Origin of the sequence: Lentzea sp. NPDC042327, assembly GCF_040647275.1 — a bacterium.
Lineage (GTDB): Bacteria > Actinomycetota > Actinomycetes > Mycobacteriales > Pseudonocardiaceae > Lentzea.
The window spans coordinates 83,235-102,466 of sequence record NZ_JBEZBX010000013.1; the positions used below are offsets into that span (position 1 = coordinate 83,235).

The following is a 19,232-nucleotide window of genomic DNA, read 5'->3' on the forward strand; positions in this document are numbered from 1 at the left end:
AGCACCGAAGATGGAGTTGACCGACCGGCGGATCGTGGTCACCGGCGGTGCCGGCACGATCGGCTCACACGTGGTCGACCAGTTGCTGGACGCGGGTGCCGCGAAGGTCGTCGTCATCGACGACCTGAGCCGCGGCCGTGTGCAGAACATCGCGGAGGCGCTCGAGCGGGCGCCGGAGAAGGTCGAGCTCGTCGAGGGCGACATCCGCGACATCCCGCTGGTCAAGAAGACCGTCGCGGGCGCGGACGCCGTCTTCCACCTCGCCGCGCTGCGCATCACGCGCTGCGCCGCGGAGCCCCGCGTGGCGCTGGAGGTGCTGGTCGACGGCACGTTCAACATCATCGAGGCGGCCGTCGAGGCGAACGTCGAGAAGGTCATCGCGTCGTCCACGGCGTCGGTCTACGGCCTGGCCGAGGAGTTCCCCACCACCGAACGCCACCACCCGTACAACAACGACACCTTCTACGGTGCTTCGAAGGCGTTCAACGAGGGCATGCTGCGCAGCTTCAAGGCGATGCACGACCTCGACTACGTGGCGCTGCGCTACTTCAACGTGTACGGCCCGCGGATGGACGCGCACGGCAAGTACACCGAGGTGCTCATCCGCTGGATGGAGCGCATCGAGGCCGGCCAGCCGCCGCTCATCCTCGGCGACGGCAAGGCCACGATGGACTTCGTGCACGTCAAGGACATCGCGCGCGCGAACATCCTGGCGGCGCAGGCGGACGTCACCGACACCGTCTACAACATCGCCTCGGCCACCGAGACCTCGCTCATCGACCTCGCGCGTGCGCTGCAGGAGGCCATGGGCGCGACCGGTGACCTGGAGTTCGGTCCGGAGCGGTCGGTCAACTCCGTGCCGCGCCGGCTCGCGGACATCTCGGCCGCCGAGCGCGAGCTGGGCTGGAAGCCCACCATCTCCATGCACGACGGTCTCGTCGAGCTGGTGCAGTGGTGGCGCAGCGTGAAGGGCGACGTCTGATGATCCCGGTTATCAAGCCCTTCCTCGGTGAGGAGGAGGCGCTCGCCGCGGCGGAGGTCGTCCGCTCCGGCTGGGTCGCCCAGGGCCCGCGGGTCGCCGAGTTCGAGAAGCAGTTCGCGCTCGCCCAGGGCGCTGGTCACGGTGTCGCGGTCTCGAACTGCACCACCGGCCTGCACCTGGCGATGCACGTGCTGGGCCTCGGCCCCGGCGACGAGGTCGTCATCCCGTCGTTCTCGTTCATCGCGACCACCAACGTCGTGCGCTACGTCGGCGCGACGCCGGTGTTCTGTGACGTCGACCCGGCCACGGGCAACGTCACCGCCGAGACGGTCGAGGCGGTCATCACGCCCCGCACGCGCGCGGTCATCGCGGTGCACCAGGGCGGCATGCCGTTCGACGTGGACGCGGTGCAGGCGGTGTGCGACAAGCACGGCGTCCAGCTGGTGCACGACTCCGCGTGCGCGGCGGGCTCCACGTACAAGGGCGGTCCGGCCAGCGCGTCGGCGAACCTCGCCGCGTGGTCGTTCCACCCGCGCAAGCTCCTCACCACCGGTGAGGGCGGCATGGTCACCACCAACGACGCCGACCTGGCCGTCCGCCTGCGCAAGCTGCGCGAGCACGGCATGAGCGTCTCCGCGGCCGACCGGCACGCCACCAGCAGCGTCAAGCTGGAGGCGTACGAGGAGCTCGCGTTCAACTACCGGATGACCGACATGCAGGCCGCCGTCGGCATCATCCAGCTGTCCAAGCTGGACGGCGTCATCGCGAAGCGCCGCGAGCTCGCCGAGCGCTACCACAAGATGCTCGCCGAGATCGACGGCCTGACCTGGGTGAGCGACCCGGAGTACGGCACGACGAACTACCAGTCGTTCTGGGTCGTGTTGCCGGACTCGGTGGAGAAGTCCGTCGTGGACGTCCTCACCGACCTGCTCGGCAAGGGCATCTCCGGCCGCCGCGGCATCATGGCCGCGCACCTCGAACCCGCCTACGCGGGTGCCGAGGAGGCCGAGCGCGCCGAGCTGCCGGTGACCGAGCACCTGACCCGGCGCTCGTTGATCCTGCCGCTGTTCCACCAGATGACCGAGTCCGAGCAGGACCAGGTCGTGTCGGCACTGGCGGAGTCGCTGAGGTGACCGCAGCTCGCCCGTTGCTGCTCGTCGGTGCGGGCGGACTGGCTCGGGAGGTGTTGGGCGCGGTCCGCGCGCTCAACACCGCCTCGCCGGCGTTCGAGGTGCTGGGCTTCCTGGACGACAACCCGGCCCGGCACGGTGAGCTCGTCGACGGCCTGCCGGTGCTCGGTGGCGCCGACACGGTCCACGAGCACCCCGACGCGCAGGTCCTGATCTGCACGGCCAGCTCGCGCAACCAGGCGTCGCGGCGGACGATCTCCGCCCGGCTCGGCCTGCCCGACGAGCGCTACGCCACCGTCGTCCACCCCCTCGCGAGCGTCGCCCACGGCGTCGAGATCGGCCACGGGTCGGTCCTGCTCGCGTTCGTCGCCGTCACCGCTCCGCAGCGGATCGGCGCGCACGTCGTGGTGATGCCGCACGTGACCATCACGCACGACGACCAGATTTCCGACCACGTCACGTTCGCGGCCAGGGTCGCCCTGGCCGGCGGCGTGACCGTGGGCGAGGCCGCCTACCTGGGCAGCGGTGCGCTGGTCAGGGAAGGCCTGTCCGTCGGCGAGCACGCGCTGGTCGGCATGGGCGCGGTGGTGCTCGAAGACGTTCCGCCGTACGAGGTGTGGGCGGGTACCCCCGCGCGCCGCCTGCGGGTTCTCCCGCAGTCCGACGATCTCATGAGGACGAACAAGCGATGAAGATCCCTCCCGTTGACCTGAAGTTCCAGCACGCCGAGATCGCCGACGAGGTCGCCGCGGGCTGGGAGCAGGTGCTGGCCAACACCGCGTTCATCGGCGCGCCGCAGATCGCCGAGTTCGAGAAGGCGTACTCCGAGTACAGCGGTGTCGCGCACACCGTCGGCGTCGGCAACGGCACCGACGCGCTGGAGCTGGCCCTGCGCGCGGTCGGCGTCGGCCACGGTGACGAGTGCATCGTGCCCGCCAACTCCTTCATCGCGACCGCCGAGGCCGTGGCCCGCGCCGGCGCCACCCCGGTGTTCGTCGACTGCGACCCGGACACCTACCTGATCGACACCAAGGCAGCGGTCGCCGCGTTCACCGAGCGCACCAAGGCCGTCCTGCCGGTGCACCTCTACGGCCAGATGGCGCCGCTGGAGGAGCTCAAGCCGGCGTGCGACGAGCAGGGCATCTTCCTGATCGAGGACGCCGCGCAGTCGCAGGGTGCCAAGCGCAACGGCGCCATCTCCGGCTCGGTGGGCCACGCCGCCGGCACCAGCTTCTACCCCGGCAAGAACCTCGGCGCGTACGGCGACGCCGGTGCGGTGACCACGCAGGACGCCGACCTCGCGCAGAAGGTGCGCCTGCTCTCGCAGCACGGTTCGCCGACCAAGTACGTGCACAGCACCCTGGGCTTCAACAGCCGCCTCGACACGCTGCAGGCCGTCGTGCTGCACGCGAAGCTCAAGCGCCTCAACGCGTGGAACGTCATGCGCCAGGAGGTGGCCGCGTACTACGGCGAGCTGCTCGCGGGCGTCGAGGGCGTGCGGACGCCGGTGACGCTTGAGGGCAACGAGCACGTGTGGCACCTCTACGTCGTCCGCGTCGCCGAGCGCGACCGGGTGCTCAAGCACCTCCAGGACAACGGCGTCGGCGCGCAGATCCACTACCCGACCCCGATCCACAAGACCGAGGCGTTCGCGACCGCCGGCTCGTTCCCCAACGCCGAGCAGACCGCGGGCGAGATCCTCTCGCTGCCGATGTACCAGGGCCTGACCCGTGCGCAGCAGGAGCGCGTGGTCGAGGTCCTCGCGGAGGCGGTCAAGTGACCGGCGTCTTCGTCCACCCCAACGGTCTCTGCGAGAGCGAGACCGTCGGGGAAGGCACTCGGGTGTGGGCGTTCGCGCACGTGCTCAAGGGCGCGCGCATCGGGCGCGACTGCAACATCTGCGACGGCGCGTTCGTCGAGAACGAGGCCGTGCTGGGCAACAACGTCACGGTGAAGAACAACGTGCTCGTGTTCAACCTCGTGACGTGCGAGGACGACGTGTTCCTCGGGCCGAACGCGGTGTTCACCAACGACATGCGCCCACGCGCGCACCAGAAGCTGGGTTCGGACGCGCTGCTGCCGACCCTGGTGAGGTCGGGCGCGACGATCGGCGCGAACGCGGTCGTGGTGTGCGGCACGGTGATCGGCGAGAACGCCTTCGTCGGTGCAGGTGCCGTGGTCGCCCGCGACGTGCCCGCGCACGCGTTCGTCGTCGGCAACCCGGCCGTGCAGAAGGGCTGGGTGTGCCGGTGCGCCACCCGCCTGGACGAGGACCTGACCTGTCCGCAGGACGGCACCCGGCACCGGTTGATCTCCGAGACCGAGGGCCTGGCAGCCGTTGCCGTGACTGAGAGCGCACCGTGACCGTGTCCCGGTCGTCCGCCCGGCTCTGGCTGTTCGCGTTCCTCGGGTTCTTCCTGCTGAGCGCGTCGTGGGCGATCGCGGCACCCTACGAGGGGCCGGCGGACGAGTCGCGGCACACCGTGCGTGCCGCGGGCATCTTCGAGGGCCAGGTCATCGCCGAGCAGGACGCGGCCGGTGCGGTCCAGGACGTCCCGGCGAGCCTGCTGGTCAACTGGTGCTTCCAGCAGCAGGTCACCGTGCCGGCGGACTGCCTGCACGCGCGCTACCCCTCCGAGGGTGAGGCGCTGCACGAGGAGTCCACGCCGGCCGGGCGCAACAACCCGGCCTACTACGTGGTCGCCGCCTGGCCGCTCGCGTTCTGGCCGAACTGGACCGGTGTCGTGCTGAGCCGGCTCGTCACCAGCGCCATCGCCTCCGCGCTGCTCGCGAGCACGGTCGTGGCGGCGGCGCGCTGGAACCGCAGCAGGGCGATGGCCGCCGGTCTGATCGTCGGGGCCACCCCGATGGTGTTCCACGTCTACGGCTCGGTGAACCCGCAGAGCCTGGAGATCCCGGCGGGCGCGGCGCTGTTCGCCTCGATGATGGCGCTGGTGCAGGCCGAGAAGGCCGGTGCGGGCGTCAACCGGGCCGCGGTCGCGCTGGCGGGCATCTCCGCCGCCGTGCTCGTGGTGCCGCGGTTCACCGGCATCATGTGGCTCGTCGGGATCATGCTCGTCGCGCTGGTGCCGTCCTCGAAGGACCGGTTGCGCGAGCTCTGGCGGTCGGCGACGGTCAAGCGCTGGTCGGTGTTCGTGGCGTTCGCGACGGCACTGGGGCTCTCCTGGACCGTGCTGGTGAAGCCGGCGGACCCGTCGGGCTACGACCACGGCTGGACGTTCGGCTACATGGCGAAGTTCGTGATCGCCGACCTGTGGCCGAACATCGCCTACCAGATGGTCGCGGTGACCGGCTGGAACGAGACGCTGATGCCGCGGCTGGTCTACGTCGCCTGGTTCATGGCGGCCGGACTGCTCGTGCTCGGCGGTCTCGTGGTCGGCAACCGCACCGACCGGTGGCGGCTGCTCTTCCTGTTCTTCGGCACGTTCGCACCGCTGCTCGTGCTGGAGCTGCTGAGCGCCAACCAGATCGGCTGGTTCAACCAGGGCCGCTACTTCCTGCCGGGAGCGATCGCGCTGCCGATGCTCGGGGCGTGGGTCATCTCCCGCAGGGCGCTGAACGACGAGCAGATGGGCCGGATCGCCCGGCTGCTCGCGGTGTTCCTGCTGCCGATCCACCTCGTGTGCCTCGCGTACACGATGACCCGCTGGCAGTCGGGCCTCGCGTCGATCAACCCGTTGCGGGGCAGCTGGTCCCCGGCGTACGGCTCGGTCCTGCCGCTCGTGCTGGCCGTGGCCGGGATCGCGATCACGCTCGTCGTCCACTGGCGGATCTCCCGAGTTCCCGCGGCGGCCGAGCCGAAGCCCGTGACCGACGAAGAACCCGTCAAGGAGCCGATCCGTGCCGCCAACAGCTGAACGTTCCGGAGTGCGGCTGTGGCTGGTGTCGTTCGTCGGCTTCGCCGCGCTGTTCGCGGGCTGGGCGTTCGCCACGCCGTACAACGGCCCGCCGGACGAGTCGCAGCACGTGCTGCGCGCGGCGGGGGTCGTGCGCGGCGAGATCATCGCCAAGCAGGACCTCAACGGTGGTCTGCAGCTCGTGCCGGACAGCCTCTACCCCGGTTTCTGCTTCCCCACCAAGGCGACGGTGCCCGCCGACTGCGAGCCGGAGCCCGGTGGTGACGAGACGCTGCGGGAGCTCGACACGACCGCGGCGCGGTACAACCCGGTCTACTACGCGGTGACGGGCTGGCCGCTGCTGCCGTGGCCGAACTGGACCGGGATCATGCTCACCCGCCTGCTGACCGGTGCCGCCGTGGCTGCGCTGCTCGCCGGCACGGTGGTGGCCGCGGTGCGGTGGACGCGGCACCGGGCGCTCCTCGCCGGTGTCGTCGCGGCGACCACGCCGATGGTCGCGCACCTCGCCGGTGCGGTGAACCCGCAGGGCGTGGAGATCGCCGCCGGTGCGGCGCTGTTCGCGAGCCTGCTGGCCCTGGTGCACGAGCAGCGGGCCGGGGTGAACCGCGCGGCCGTGGCGCTGGCGGGGATCTCGGCGGCCGTGCTCGTGACGCCGAAGTTCACGGGTGCCATGTGGCTGTGCGTGATCTTCGGTGTGGTGCTGCTGCCGTCCTCGAAGGACCGGTTGCGCGAGCTGTGGCGGTCGGCGTCGGTGAAGCGCTGGTCGGTCCTCGTCGTGCTGGCGACCGTCGCGTCGCTCGCGTGGACGCTGGTCGTCAAGCCGGCCGACCCGACCGGGTGGGACCGCAAGCAGACGCTCGCGATGGTGCTGAAGCACGCGTTCGTCCACGCGTGGCCGAACAACGTCTACCAGATGATCTCCGTGCCCGGCTGGGCCGAGCTGGAGATGCCCCGCCTCGTCTACATCGTGTGGATCATGGTGGTCGGGCTGCCGCTGCTGGCCGCTTTCGCACTCGGCGACCGGGTCGAGCGGTGGCGGCTGGGAGCGCTGGCGTTCGGCGCGTTCGTGCCGTTGCTCGCGCTGGAGGTGCTGAGCGCCAACCGGATCTGGTTCTTCAACCAGGGCAGGTACTTCCTCACCGTCGCGGTGGCGTTGCCGATGCTCGCCGCGTACGTGCTGGTGCGGCACGGTTTCACCGCCCGGCACATGCGGACGATGACGCGGTTGTTCGCGGTGCTGACGCTGCCGGTCCACGTGGCGTGCCTGCTGTACGCGATGACGCGCTGGCAGTCGGGGCTGAAGTCGCTCAACCCGCTCGAGGGCGAGTGGACGCCGCCGCTGGGTTCGGTGCTGCCGATCGTGCTGGGGGTGGTGGGGGCCGGTGTGCTCTTCGCCGCCTACTGGTGGGCGTCGAGGGTTCCGGAGCGGGTGCACGTCCAGTCCGAACCGGAGCAGGTGACGACGTCCGTCTGACGCAACCGCGGGCCTGACAACGCGAAGAGGCCCTCCCGGCACAGCGCCGGGAGGGCCTCTCGTCTTGAGTCCGGTCAGGACCCGTTGCGCGCCTTGCGGATCTGCTTGCCGGCGACGCGGCTGAGCTGGTGCAGCACGGTGCCGATGTTGGGTTCCCCCGCCAGGTCGGGGTCGCGCAGGTGGCGCTGCAGCTCCGCGTTCTGCGTGCGGAGCACCCCGAGCTCGTGGTTCCGCCGTGCGAGCTCGCCGTGCAGCCGCTCGATCTCCACGCGCTGCCGGGCCACCTCCTCGGCGAAGCGGTCGTGGTTCTCCGCGGCGGCCACCGCCTCGTACTGCAGCTGCAGCACGCGCGTGTACATGGCGACGCGGTTGTTCTCCATCATCGCGAGCAGCTTCGACGACGTGTACGGCTTGAGCGCGTCGAGCAGCTTCTTGGCGAACGGGGCGTCCTTGCGCACCATCACGCCCATGCCGAACACGGCGGGCACGATGACGAACAGCCAGTCCTCGTCGGCCTCCGCGATGGCGTCCTCGATCGCGGTCAGCACGCCGTTGCGCTCGCCGCCCGCCTCGACGGCGACGCTGTACGAGCCGTGCCCGACGAAACCGGCGGGCGTGAGCTCGTCGTGCCAGATCGTCGGTCCGTCGACGAGTGACACCTCGTGCTTGGCGTCACCGGACAGCAGCGACGGCTCGTAGTACAGGTCGCGGCGCGACCAGGGCCACAGCACGTCGTGCAGCGCGATGACCGCGTCCGGCGTGTTCTTGAGCAGGTACGTCAGCTCGCCGTGCAGCACGGCGTAGTTGTGGTCGCCGTCCAGCACGTACAGGTCGGCGGCCGGCAGCTCGGCCAGCACCTGCGGCGACGGCCGTTCGACGAGCTCGAGCTTCGGGTTCTTCGCGAGCGTCTCGCGCAGCTCCGCCGTCGGGTACGGGTCGATGCAGTAGACCTTCGACGCACCCAGCTCGGTGTAGATCGAGCTGACCTGACCGGACTCGACACCGACCTCGAGGACGCTCTCGATCTTCTTGTAGGTGAAGAGGATCTTGAACATCTCGTGGAAGACGGACATCGAGTGCAGCAGGAAGGGCTGCTGCCGCGCGGTCCTCGCCTGGGCGTGGGGATCGGTTCTGTCGCCGGTCATCGCCGGGTCGAGCATCACGTGTTACCTCCCAGCTTGCGGATCGCGATCCGCGCCGCGCTTGCCGCGAGTCCGGCCGGACCGCGAGTCCTGTACTCCTGCTTGAGGCGACCGGACACCCGCGCGAGCTTCTTCGCGGTCGGCAGGTGCGGGGAGAGGTGCGAGATGGACTGCGGCAGCACCGCGAAACCGACGGTGACCTGGCCCGACGACACCCAGCCGCCGGCGCGCTGCGCGATCGGCAGGATCAGCGCGGAGTGCTCGTTGTCGAACTCGACCATGTTCGCGCCGAGCCAGCGGCACTCGCGGTAGCTCATGCCGGCGAAGTCGTCGTGGCCCTCCCAGCGGACGGTGACCTTGCGGCCGCCCGCGGCGACGACCTCGGCCTCGATCCAGTCGACCCGCACGATCGCGGGACGTCCGGGCAGTGCGAGGGAGAGGTCGATGGTGTCGTGGTGCTCGAACCGCAGCCGGGCGAACGACAGGCCGTTGTGGTTGATCCGCACGCGCTTGCGCCCGGCCTCGCGCCACTTGTCCTCGGCGGTGCGGTAGTACAGCGCCGTCTCCATCGGCTCACCGCTCGACTCGAAGACCGACGGCTCGATCCGGCCGGTGGCGAGACCGCGCGCGGCCGCACCGAGACCGGTGTCGGACGCGGCGAGCAGGGCCGGCCAGAACGAGTCGCGCATGTGCAGGTCGTCGAGGTCGGCCGGCGAGAGGTACGGCAGCACGGCCTTCAGGTCCTCCGGCACGATCCTGGTGACGACCGAGGAACCGAAGTTGTCCTCGTGCGCCCAGTTGCCGAACACGGCCGCCTCCTCCGGCGTCGGCGCCTTGAGGGCCGACACGAGGATGTTGGCGAGCCGGTCCTTCGCCGCCGGGGAGGTGGTGAGGTCCGCCCACCGGCCGTCGGAGTGGGTGACGTAGCGGTTCCACTGCGCCTGGAACGCCTTGATGCCGTCCTGCACGGCCCTGCGCTCGTTGTTCTGCGAGGTCGACTCGGAGACCGGGCCGAGCACCGGCGCACCGTCCTCGGTGAACCCGATGAGCGAGCCGCAGATCGAGTTGACGCACTGCTCGAACACCTCGGGGCTGCGCACGATGGTGGCGCAGGTGTCCTCGGGGTGACCGGCCTGGGCGAGGTAGCCCTCGACCTGGAGCCCGGCGAGGTACGCGCGGGCGGCGCGGTGGTCCGTGGCGATGTAGAGACCGGCCGGGACGATGTCGCTGCCCGCCGCCTTCAACGCCTTGGCCAGCATGTACTGGATCGTGCCGCCCCAGCCGAGGTCGACGAGGGTGATGTCGTCGCCGTCCAGCGCGCCCGCCTTGCGCAGCGAGAGCATCAGCCGCTCGCGGGCGGCGGTGAGGTTGCCCTTGAGGCGGTTCTGGATGTGCGGGGTCTCGGTCAGCGCGATGCTGACCCGCTCCGCGATGCCGCCGTTGTCGATGACCGTGTTCAGGTCGCCGGCGAGGCTCGGCACGTCGCCCGCGCGCAGCCCCATCGTCGACAGCACCTGGCGCACGTTCAGCTGGTAGCTGCGCCGGATGAACTCGTGGATCGAGTCGGTGTCGAACTCCGTGACACCCGCGATCGACGTGACGTGGCGGGACAGCCAGATCGGCTTGGCCGTGACGTCCCAGCCGCGGGCCCTCGCCGCGTTGTTGACGAGCTCGGAGAGCAGCTCGCCCTCGCGCATCGGGCACCAGAGGACCTTCTTGCCCGCCGTGTGCGCCTTCCACGCCACCCACTCGGCGAAGCCGGTGAGGACGGGGCCGAACACCGAGGCGCCGTACCGCCACGCGGTGTCGACGGCCGAGTTGGACTGGTGCCGGCCGGCCTGGATCGTCTTGGCGCGCAGGCTGGTGATGCCGAAGTCGCCCTCGACGGCGTCGAAGTGCGGCGCGTACGGGCCGAAGTGCTCGACCGTGTCGTTCTCGCGCTCCAGCACGTTCGTCAGCTCGTCGTCGAGGCGGCGGAACAGCACGGTCCGCACGCCCATCTCGCCGGGCACCTCGATGTCGGCGACCACGTTGTCGCCGATGTGCACGACCTGCTCCGGCTCCTTGCCGATCTCCTTGAGCACGATCTCGAACAGCCCGCTCGCCTTGTCCAGCCCGTGCTGGTGCGAGCGGAAGATCTTGACGTCCTTCAGGCTGCCCAGCTCGGGGCGGTCGAGCAGGTAGTTGAGGTGCTCCTCGGTGAAGTAGGTGTCGGAGACGAAGATGACCTGCACGTCGTGCTTGAGCGCGCTCTTCACCACCTCGGCCATGTCGAGGTCGACGACCGTGTACTCGCGCTCGGTCTCGATCTCGGCCTTCACCAGCTCGTCGAGGCGCTCGCGGGGGAACACGTTCGACGGCATCGCGCGCCAGATGTCGAACAGCGAGACCTCGGTGCCCAGCGCCTCGCGGCCGTTGCGCGCCTTGTCCTCCGCGACCACGCGCATCCGGCGGAACGTGGCGTCGGTCACCCACTCCGGCGCGAGCCCCGCAGCGCGCAGGCGGGCGCCGAGGATGCCGAACACGTCCGCGGGCCGGGGCACGCGCCGCCACAGGATCGTGTCGAAGATGTCGAACGAGAGGACGGAGCACGACCGGTCCTCGATGATCCTGTGCACGTCCTCCAACAGCGGATGACGTCGTGCTGCCGCGACCTGAGTCATCGCGGTGCCCCCTTTTCCCCACCGCGGTGACACCGCACCGGCGAATGGCTCATACCACGGAGTTTCTGCGTGCTGCCCAGATGACACAGCGGCCGTCACCATACCGGGGCCGACCGCGCCGATCCCGGCCGGACGTATCCTTGTCGGCCGTACGCGCGGTCCACCGGAGCGGGCGTGCGGTCCACGAGGTGAATGAGGGAGACGTCTTGCGGCACGCGATCGTGATCGGTGGCGGCATCCTCGGTCTGGCAACGGCGAACGAGCTGGTCAGCAGGGGTTACCGGGTAACGGTTCTGGAGAAGGAGGGCCACTGGGCGGCCCACCAGAGCGGCCACAACTCCAACGTGGTGCACGCGGGGCTGTACTACAAGCCCGGCTCCTTCAAGGCGCGCATGAGCGTGGCGGGCAACCGCTCGATCATCGACTTCGCCCGCGCCAACGGGGTGGCGCACGAGGTGTGCGGCAAGCTCGTCGTCGCCACCTCCCCCGACGAGCTGCCCGCGCTGAACGTGCTCGCGGAGCGCGCGGAGGCGAACGGCGTGCCCGCCAAGCTGATCTCCCCCGCCGAGGCGCGCGACTACGAGCCCGAGGTCTCCTGCGTGGCCGCCCTGCGCGTGGAGAGCACCGGCATCATCGACTTCCCCGGCATCTGCGGCGCTCTGGTCCGGTCGCTGAACGCGGCCGGCGCCGACCTGCGCCTGTTCACGCCCGCGCTGGGCATCCGCCCCGGCCGCACCGGCGGGGTCGAGGTCGCCACCGGCACCGAGGTGCTGCGCGCCGACCTGCTGGTCAACTGCGCCGGTCTGCAGTCCGACCGCGTCGCCCGCCTCGCCGGCCTGGAGCCGCGCGCGACGATCGTGCCGTTCCGCGGCGAGTACTACGAGCTCGCCCCGCAGGCGCGCCACCTGGTCAAGGGCCTCATCTACCCGGTGCCGGACCCGACGCTGCCGTTCCTCGGCGTGCACCTCACCCGCATGCTCGACGGTTCCGTGCACGCGGGCCCCAACGCCGTGCTCGCGCTGCGCCGCGAGGGCTACCGGTGGACCCAGATCTCGCCCGCCGACCTCTGGGACGTGGCCCGGTTCCCCGGCATTTGGAAGCTCGCCCGCAAGTTCGCGAAGACCGGGGCCGAGGAGGTGCTGCGGTCGTTCTCGAAGAAGCGGTTCGCCGCCTCGCTGGCCCGGCTCGTGCCGGCGGTGCAGGAGTCGGACCTGGTCAGGTCCGAGGCCGGCGTGCGGGCGCAGGCGATGCTGCCGGACGGCTCGCTGGTCGACGACTTCCTCATCGAGACGGCACCGGCCCAGGTGCACGTGCTGAACGCGCCCTCGCCGGCGGCGACGTCGTCGCTGGAGATCGCCCGGTACGTGGCCGACCAGGCGGTCGCCCAGGCCTGACGGGCGGCCGGGCCTGACCTTCCGCCAGGCCCGGCCGGTCGCTCAGAGCTGAGCGCGGAAGTAGTCGACCGTGCGGGACACGCCCGTCGCGATGTCGACCTCCGGGGTCCAGCCGAGGTCGCGCTCCGCGGCACTCGCGTCGAGCGCGGAGGCGCGCAGGTCGCCGAGGCGGGCCGGGGCGTGCTCCGGGTCGTCCGCGGCACCCGCCGCCTTCGCGACGAGCGTGTGCAGCTCGCGGTCGGACACCTGGTGGCCGGTGCCGATGTTGTAGCGCTGCCCGCCGCCGGCCTCACCGGACGCGGCGACGAACGCCGAGACGACGTCCTCGACGTAGACGTAGTCGCGGGTGTTGCCGCCGTCGCCGAAGACCTTGGTCGGCTTCCCGGCGAGCAGGGCGTTGGCGAAGATCGCGATCACGCCCGCCTCGCCGTGCGGGTCCTGGCGGGGGCCGTAGACGTTGGCCAGCGCCAGGTGGGTGCACTCCAGGCCGTAGAGCTGGCGGTAGGTGTTGAGGTACACCTCGCCGGAGACCTTCGACGCCGCGTAGGGCGACTTCGGGTTGATCGGCACGGCCTCGGACACCGGGAGCACGTCCGGGGTGCCGTAGATCGAGCCACCGGAGGAGGCGAAGCAGACCTTGCGCACGCCGGCGCGGCGGGCGGCCTCCGCGAGGTTCACGGTGCCCAGGACGTTCTGGGTCGCGTCGTCCAGCGGCCGCTCGACGCTCACGCGCACGTCGATCTGCGCGGCCAGGTGGTAGACGACCTCGGGAGCGGCCGCCGCGACCACGTCGGCCAGCTCCGGCGAGGTGACGTCGAGCTGCGTGAACGAGTAGCGCTCGGCGTGGGCCTCGGGCGCCGTGCGCTTGCCCCGCCGCAGGTCGTCGACGACGTGGACGGTGTGGCCGTCGCGCAGGAGGCGGTCGACGAGGGTGGAGCCGATGAACCCGGCACCGCCGGTCACGAGAGCACGCATGGCGCCAGCCTACGAGGTCAGAACCAGCGCTCGAGGACCAGGGCGATGCCGTCCTCCGAGTTCGGAGCGGTGACCTCGTCCGCCGCTTCCAGGGCCGACGGGTGCGCGTTGGCCATCGCCACGCCGTGCCCCGCCCACTGCAGCATCGGGATGTCGTTGGGCATGTCGCCGAACGCCACCACGGCGCTCGCGGGGACGCCGAAGCGCTCGGCGGCGTCGGCGAGACCGGTGGCCTTCGTGACGCCCTTGGCGGACAGCTCGATCAGCCCGTTGTTCGTGGAGAACGTCACGTCGACGTGGTCGGTGACCAGGCCCTCGCACGCCTCGACCATCGCGGCGCTGGTCATGCCGGTGTGCCTGACCAGCATCTTGACGGCGTCGAACCCGAGCACGCGGGCGCGGTGGACGTCCTCGGACGGTCCCTCCGGCCAGGCGTGCTCGTAGCCGTGCTCGGCGACGAAGTCGGAGTCGGCCGCGGTCTCGCCGAGGCGTTCGACGGCGAGCGCGCAGCCGGGCAGGACGCGGTCCAGCGTGCTCGCGATGTCGCTGAGCAGGACCGGGTCGAGGCCCCTGCGCCACAGGACGCGGTCGGCGGCGATGTCGTAGAGGGCGGCGCCGTTCGCGCAGACTGCGAGACCCGTCGTGCCCGCCTTGGCGGCCGGCGTGGGGATCCAGCGCGGCGGACGGCCCGTGACGAGGACGAAGGGCACCTTCGCCGCGATCACCCGGCCGACCACCGCCGCGGTGCGGGGTGACACCTCGTCGGTGGGCGTGAGCAGGGTTCCGTCGATGTCGGTCGCGACCAGCAGAGGTTGTTCCACGTCCACCATGTTGCCTGGTGTGGTTCGTCCGGCGGCAGAACAGGTCGTTACGGTACGGGTGTGCGCACAGGCATAGTGATCCTTCCCGAGCACCGCTGGTGGATTGCCGAGCCCAAGTGGAGGGCCGCCGAGGAGTACGGCTTCCACCACGCGTGGACCTACGACCACCTCGGGTGGCGCACGCTCGTCGACGGACCGTGGTTCGGTTCCATCCCCACGCTCACCGCCGCCGCGATGGTGACGACCCGGATTCGCCTGGGAACGCTGGTGGCCAGCCCGAACTTCCGCCACCCGGTGTCGTTCGCCCGCGAGCTGCTGGCCGTGGACGACGTGTCCGACGGCCGGTTCACGCTCGGCGTCGGCGCCGGTGGCCCCGGCTACGACACGACGGTGCTGGGCGGCAAGCCGCCGTTGCCGAAGGAGCGCACCGAGCGGTTCACCGAGTTCGTCGAGCTGCTCGCACAGCTGCTGTCGCAGGACGAGGTGAGCTACGACGGCCGCTACTACCAGGCCGTGGAGGCCCGCGGCTTCCCCGGCTGCGTGCAGCGGCCGCGGCTGCCGTTCGTGGTGGCGGCGAACGGGCCGAAGGCGATGGAGGTGGCGGCGCGGTTCGGCACCGGCTGGGTCACGATGGGCCCGCCGGCCGAGGACCACGAGGAGTGGTGGCGCGGCGTCGCGCGGATGGCCGCGCAGTTCGACGAGACGATCCTGCGCACCGGCCGCCGCACGCGCGTCGACCGGTACCTCAACCTCGACTCGGCACCGGTCTACTCGCTGTCGTCGGTGCAGTGCTTCACCGACGCCGTCGGCCGCGCGGCCGAGCTGGGCTTCACCGACGTGGTGTCGCACTGGCCGCGGCACGACGGCGTGTACGCGGGCAGCGAGTCGGTGGTCGAACAGGTCGCCGCCGACGTGCTGCCCGCGCTCGGTTAGCCCTTCGGGACCAGCTTCTCGACGCCGCCCATGAACGGCCGCAGCGCCGCGGGCACGGTGACCGAGCCGTCGGCGTTCTGGTGGTTCTCCAGGATCGCGACGATCCAGCGCGTGGTCGCCAGCGTGCCGTTGAGCGTGGCCGCGATCTGCGACTTGCCGTTCTCGTCGCGGTAGCGGACGTTCAGCCTGCGCGCCTGGAACGTGGTGCAGTTCGACGTCGAGGTCAGCTCGCGGTACTTGCCCTGGGTCGGCACCCACGCCTCGCAGTCGAACTTGCGGTGCGCGGACGTGCCCAGGTCGCCGGTCGCCGTGTCGATGACGCGGTAGGGGACCTCGATCTTGGCGAGCATCTCCTCCTCCCACGCCAGCAGCCGGGCGTGCTCCGCCTCGGCGTCCTCCGGCTTGACGTAGGAGAACATCTCGACCTTGTTGAACTGGTGCACGCGGATGATGCCGCGGGTGTCCTTGCCGTACGAGCCGGCCTCGCGCCGGTAGCACGACGACCAGCCCGCGTAGCGCCGCTCGCCGTCGAGGATCTCGTCGGCGTGGTAGCCCGCGAGCGGCACCTCGGACGTGCCGACCAGGTACAGGTCGTCGTTCGGCAGGTGGTAGATCTCGCTGGAGTGCGCACCCAGGAAGCCGGTGCCCGCCATGATCTCCGGCCGCACCAGCGTGGGCGTGATCATCAACGTGAAGCCGTTCGCCGTCGCCTGCGCCGCCGCCATGTTCAGCAGCGCGAGCTCCAGCTGCGCCCCCACCCCGGTGAGGAAGTAGAACCGCGACCCGCCGACCTTGGCGCCGCGCTCCATGTCGATCGCGCCCAGCTTCGTGCCCAGGTCGAGGTGGTCGACCGGCTCGAAGTCGAACTCGCGGGGCTCGCCGACGGTCTTGAGGACCACGAAGTCGTCCTCGCCGCCGACCGGGGCGTCCGGGTGCACCAGGTTCGGGATCTTGGCCAGCAGCTCGTCGACCTCGGCCGCGGTGGCGTGCTGCTCGGCCTCGGCGGCCTTCACCTCGTTCGAGAGGTCCTTGGCCTTCACCAGCAACGCGGTCTTGTCGTCGCCCTTGGCCTTGCCGACCTCCTTGCCGAGCACCTTCTGCTCGGCGCGCAGGGTGTCCGCGCGGGAGATCGCGGAACGCCGGCGCTCGTCAGCGGACAGCAGGGCGTCGACGACACCTTCGTCCTCGCCGCGGGCACGCTGCGAAGCGCGCACGATCTCCGGGTTCTCGCGCAACACCTTGAGGTCAATCACCCTGAGAAGGGTAGACCAGCCCGTACCACGCCCCTCACCGAGTTCCGCCCACCCGCCCACCGACCGGGCACGCGGGGGCCCCGCGTTCCTCCAGGGGGAACGCGGGGCCCCCGCGTGACTTCCGTGATGCGGAAAGGTGGGTCAGCTGATCGCGACCGCCACCACGAGGCCGAGCGCCAGGTGCGCGGAGGCGACGACGACCGAGGCCGGGGCGAACCGGTCCGACTCGATGATCGAGCCGATGTCCAGGCGGGTGATCCACTCCAGCAGCCGGACCGCGGCCACCTGCACGATGATGCCGAAGAAGCCGTAGATCAGGGCCGAGAGGAGGCCCTCGTCGAGCTTGCCGACCGAGCTGGTGATGGCGACGACCACGATGAAGGCCATCGACAGCAGACCGGAGGCGGTCACGATGACGGCGTTCGGTGCACCGTTGCGGACGAGGGTGGACAGCTTGCCCGGGGTCGTCCAGTCGATCGCGTAGAAGCCGAACACCATGAGGACCAGACCGACGACGGCGTACAGCGCGATCGCGCCGATGCCCCGGCCGATGGCCGAGCCGAAGCCGGGGTCCAACGCGAGCTGCGTCGTGATCATGTGCTGTTCCCTTTCGGAGTTCACTCAACAATGCGGTGCGGCACGAACGCCGCGCCATCGTCGGTCACCAGACCGACTGTTTCCCGGATGCCCAGTCCCGCCGACGTGTCGCCGACGACCCAGGCTCCCAACGCGGGGCGGTAGCCGTCGAAGTCCGGAAGCGGGTCGAACAGCTGGTACACGAAGCCTTCTTTGCCGTACACGCCGCCGGTCTGCGTCTCGTAGCCGGGCGCGACGATCTGGATGTTCGACCCCTCACGGCCGAGCAGCGGCTTGCGCACGTACTCGGTCAGCATGCCGGGGTTGTTCAGGTACGCGGGCAGCAGGTTCGGGTGGCCCGGGTACATCTCCCACAGCACCGCGAGCAGCGCCTTGTTGGAGAGCAGCATCTTCCACAGCGGCTCGATCCACAGGGTGGCGGGCAGCGACTCGACGGCGTGGCGGCCGAACTGCTCCTCGACCACCCACTCCCACGGGTAGAGCTTGACCACGGTGTTCATCGGGGCCTCTTCGAGGTCGACGAACCGGTTGAGCAGCGTGTCCCAGCCCAGGTCCTCGATCGCGAGCCCGACGGTGTTCAGCCCGGCCTCCGCGGCCGTCTCCTGCAGGTAGGCGGTGGTGAGGTGGTCCTCGCCGGACGGTTCCGCGCCCGACCAGGTGAAGTGGACCTCACCGGAGGGCAGCTTCGCGCCGATCTGGGACCAGCGCTCGACCAGCTGCTCGTGCAGCGAGTTCCACTGGTCGTCGTCGGCGAACACGTCGGTCTTCCAGTTCCACTGGATGATCGCGGCCTCGAGCAGCGAGGTGGGCGTGTCGGCGTTGTACTCCAGCAGCTTGGCCGGGCCGGAGCCGTCGTAGCGCAGGTCGAAGCGGCCGTAGAGGTGCGGGTCGTGCCGCCGCCACGACTCGGCGATGTGCGGCCACACCCATTCGGGGATGCCGAAGTCGCGGTAGCGCTCGGTGGTGACCACGTTGTCCACCGCGTCGAGGCACATGGAGTGGAGCAGCTCGACGTCGGCTTCGAGCGAGAGGATCTCGCTCATCTCGAACACGTAGTGCACCGACTCGTCCCAGTACGGGCGGTCGGAGCCGTTGGCGTACTTCGCGGGCAGCCCGAACACGAGGCCCTGGTCAGAGACCGTCCGCTGCCAGTTCGGCCGCGGTGAGGAGGTTTCACGACGCAACTGTCAGCTCCCGCTGCTGGACTTGCCGCTGCTGACGCCGAACCCGCCGCGCTGCACGGTCGTGCCCGACTTCGTGGACACGTTCGCACCCTTGGGGATGGTGTAGCTGCCGCCGGTCACCTTCTGGCCGACCGCGCCCGAACCGCCGTAGTTGTAGCGGTACTGGCTGCCGCCGATGTAGATGAACCCGCCGCTGCTGTACCCGCCGTGGCTGCGGTAGTAGCTCTCGTCGCAGTAGTCGTCGTCGACGATGACGTTGTTCTTGTCGGTGCACTGCGCCGTGACGTTCTTGGGGCTGGCGGCTGCGTACCAGATCGCGATCAGCGCGACGACACCCACCGTGACGCCACCACCGATGAGCAGGCGTTTGCGGGTCTTGCGGCGCTTCTCGAACGCGGCGGACTCGGCGGCGAACCGCTCCTGCTGCGCCTTCTGCGCGGCGGCACGGGCGCGCTGCTCCGCGACCGACGGCTGACGCGCCTTGGTCACACCGGCCTGCTGCTGGCGCACCTGGCCCTTGCCCTTCTGCTGGGCGGGGGGCTGGGCCGGTCCCGGCTGCGGCACCGGCACCTGCGGCGGCAGCTGCTGGTACGGCGCCGGCTGTTGCGGCTCTTGCGGCTGGCCGGGAGGCCCCTGAGGCGGCATCCCCTGCTGGTTGTTGTCAGTCATCACCACTCCCGCGGGCAAGGTACCTAGCGATACGACCATTTGACGGCCAATCAGGTGACGAGTGTCCTAATAGCAACACTCGCCCCCTTTGGTCCAACCCGGCCGACAGCCGTCTCACACAGCACAGGCATCATGGA

17 protein-coding genes are annotated in these 19,232 nt (G+C 70.4%); 9 read left to right on the forward strand and 8 right to left on the reverse strand.

The window, feature by feature from the left end:
* Nucleotides 1-10: 10 nt before the first annotated feature.
* Genes AB0A63_RS29190 through AB0A63_RS29220 form a run of 7 tightly spaced genes read left to right on the forward strand, consistent with a single transcriptional unit; the run spans nt 11 to nt 7,464 of the window.
* A complete protein-coding gene (locus tag AB0A63_RS29190) occupies nt 11-982 on the forward strand; it encodes an SDR family NAD(P)-dependent oxidoreductase (protein WP_360396964.1) in 972 nt (323 codons plus the stop codon).
* Nucleotides 982-2,115, forward strand: a complete 1,134-nt coding sequence (locus AB0A63_RS29195; RefSeq protein ID WP_360396965.1) for a DegT/DnrJ/EryC1/StrS family aminotransferase — start codon at nt 982-984, stop codon at nt 2,113-2,115. Before AB0A63_RS29190 ends, AB0A63_RS29195 begins: the two co-directional genes overlap by 1 nt.
* Complete coding sequence (locus AB0A63_RS29200; RefSeq protein ID WP_360396966.1) at nt 2,112-2,804, forward strand: acetyltransferase; 693 nt, start codon at nt 2,112-2,114, stop codon at nt 2,802-2,804. The genes AB0A63_RS29195 and AB0A63_RS29200 overlap by 4 nt, the downstream gene beginning before the upstream one ends.
* Nucleotides 2,801-3,892, forward strand: coding sequence for a DegT/DnrJ/EryC1/StrS family aminotransferase (locus AB0A63_RS29205; protein ID WP_360396967.1), 1,092 nt, complete (start codon nt 2,801-2,803; stop codon nt 3,890-3,892). The genes AB0A63_RS29200 and AB0A63_RS29205 overlap by 4 nt, the downstream gene beginning before the upstream one ends.
* Nucleotides 3,889-4,476, forward strand: a complete 588-nt coding sequence (locus AB0A63_RS29210) for an acyltransferase (protein ID WP_360396968.1) — start codon at nt 3,889-3,891, stop codon at nt 4,474-4,476. Before AB0A63_RS29205 ends, AB0A63_RS29210 begins: the two co-directional genes overlap by 4 nt.
* Nucleotides 4,473-5,990 (forward strand): DUF2142 domain-containing protein, encoded by a 1,518-nt coding sequence (locus tag AB0A63_RS29215; protein ID WP_360396969.1) that lies wholly within the window; start codon nt 4,473-4,475, stop codon nt 5,988-5,990. The genes AB0A63_RS29210 and AB0A63_RS29215 overlap by 4 nt, the downstream gene beginning before the upstream one ends.
* On the forward strand, nt 5,974-7,464 hold the full coding sequence (locus AB0A63_RS29220) for a DUF2142 domain-containing protein (protein WP_360396970.1): 1,491 nt from the start codon (nt 5,974-5,976) through the stop codon (nt 7,462-7,464). Before AB0A63_RS29215 ends, AB0A63_RS29220 begins: the two co-directional genes overlap by 17 nt.
* A gap of 74 nt (nt 7,465-7,538) precedes the next feature.
* On the opposite strand, the gene AB0A63_RS29225 is transcribed toward AB0A63_RS29220, so the two are convergent.
* Both AB0A63_RS29225 and AB0A63_RS29230 read right to left on the reverse strand, forming a co-directional pair.
* Nucleotides 7,539-8,624, reverse strand: a complete 1,086-nt coding sequence (locus AB0A63_RS29225) for a class I SAM-dependent methyltransferase (RefSeq protein WP_360397102.1) — start codon at nt 8,622-8,624, stop codon at nt 7,539-7,541.
* Complete coding sequence (locus AB0A63_RS29230) at nt 8,624-11,269, reverse strand: HAD family hydrolase (RefSeq protein ID WP_360396971.1); 2,646 nt, start codon at nt 11,267-11,269, stop codon at nt 8,624-8,626. Before AB0A63_RS29230 ends, AB0A63_RS29225 begins: the two co-directional genes overlap by 1 nt.
* A gap of 206 nt (nt 11,270-11,475) precedes the next feature.
* On the opposite strand from AB0A63_RS29230, the gene lhgO reads away from it, so the two are divergent.
* Nucleotides 11,476-12,663: an L-2-hydroxyglutarate oxidase gene (gene lhgO / locus AB0A63_RS29235; RefSeq protein WP_360396972.1), complete on the forward strand. Its 1,188-nt coding sequence runs from the start codon at nt 11,476-11,478 to the stop codon at nt 12,661-12,663.
* A gap of 42 nt (nt 12,664-12,705) precedes the next feature.
* Here lhgO and AB0A63_RS29240 read toward each other — a convergent pair whose 3' ends face one another.
* The gene (locus AB0A63_RS29240) at nt 12,706-13,638 is read right to left on the reverse strand and encodes an NAD-dependent epimerase/dehydratase family protein (protein WP_360396973.1); all 933 of its coding nucleotides are present in this window, start codon (nt 13,636-13,638) and stop codon (nt 12,706-12,708) included.
* Between the two features lie 17 nt (nt 13,639-13,655).
* Nucleotides 13,656-14,459 carry an HAD family hydrolase gene (locus AB0A63_RS29245; protein ID WP_360396974.1) on the reverse strand — a complete coding sequence of 268 codons (804 nt, stop codon included), beginning with the start codon at nt 14,457-14,459 and terminating at the stop codon, nt 13,656-13,658.
* A 60-nt stretch (nt 14,460-14,519) separates the two neighbouring features.
* Here AB0A63_RS29245 and AB0A63_RS29250 point away from each other — a divergent pair, with 60 nt between their 5' ends.
* Nucleotides 14,520-15,392: an LLM class flavin-dependent oxidoreductase gene (locus tag AB0A63_RS29250; RefSeq protein ID WP_360396975.1), complete on the forward strand. Its 873-nt coding sequence runs from the start codon at nt 14,520-14,522 to the stop codon at nt 15,390-15,392.
* On the opposite strand, the gene serS is transcribed toward AB0A63_RS29250, so the two are convergent.
* The 4 genes from serS to AB0A63_RS29270 form a co-directional block, all read right to left on the reverse strand.
* Nucleotides 15,389-16,645: a serine--tRNA ligase gene (gene serS / locus AB0A63_RS29255; protein WP_360396976.1), complete on the reverse strand. Its 1,257-nt coding sequence runs from the start codon at nt 16,643-16,645 to the stop codon at nt 15,389-15,391. The two genes, AB0A63_RS29250 and serS, sit on opposite strands and share 4 nt — an antisense overlap.
* Before the next feature lie 141 nt (nt 16,646-16,786).
* The gene (locus AB0A63_RS29260; RefSeq protein WP_360397103.1) at nt 16,787-17,239 is read right to left on the reverse strand and encodes a DUF350 domain-containing protein; all 453 of its coding nucleotides are present in this window, start codon (nt 17,237-17,239) and stop codon (nt 16,787-16,789) included.
* 23 nt (nt 17,240-17,262) lie between these two features.
* Complete coding sequence (locus AB0A63_RS29265) at nt 17,263-18,426, reverse strand: glutathionylspermidine synthase family protein (protein ID WP_360396977.1); 1,164 nt, start codon at nt 18,424-18,426, stop codon at nt 17,263-17,265.
* Between the two features lie 3 nt (nt 18,427-18,429).
* On the reverse strand, nt 18,430-19,095 hold the full coding sequence (locus AB0A63_RS29270; protein WP_360396978.1) for a hypothetical protein: 666 nt from the start codon (nt 19,093-19,095) through the stop codon (nt 18,430-18,432).
* Nucleotides 19,096-19,232: the final 137 nt, after the last annotated feature.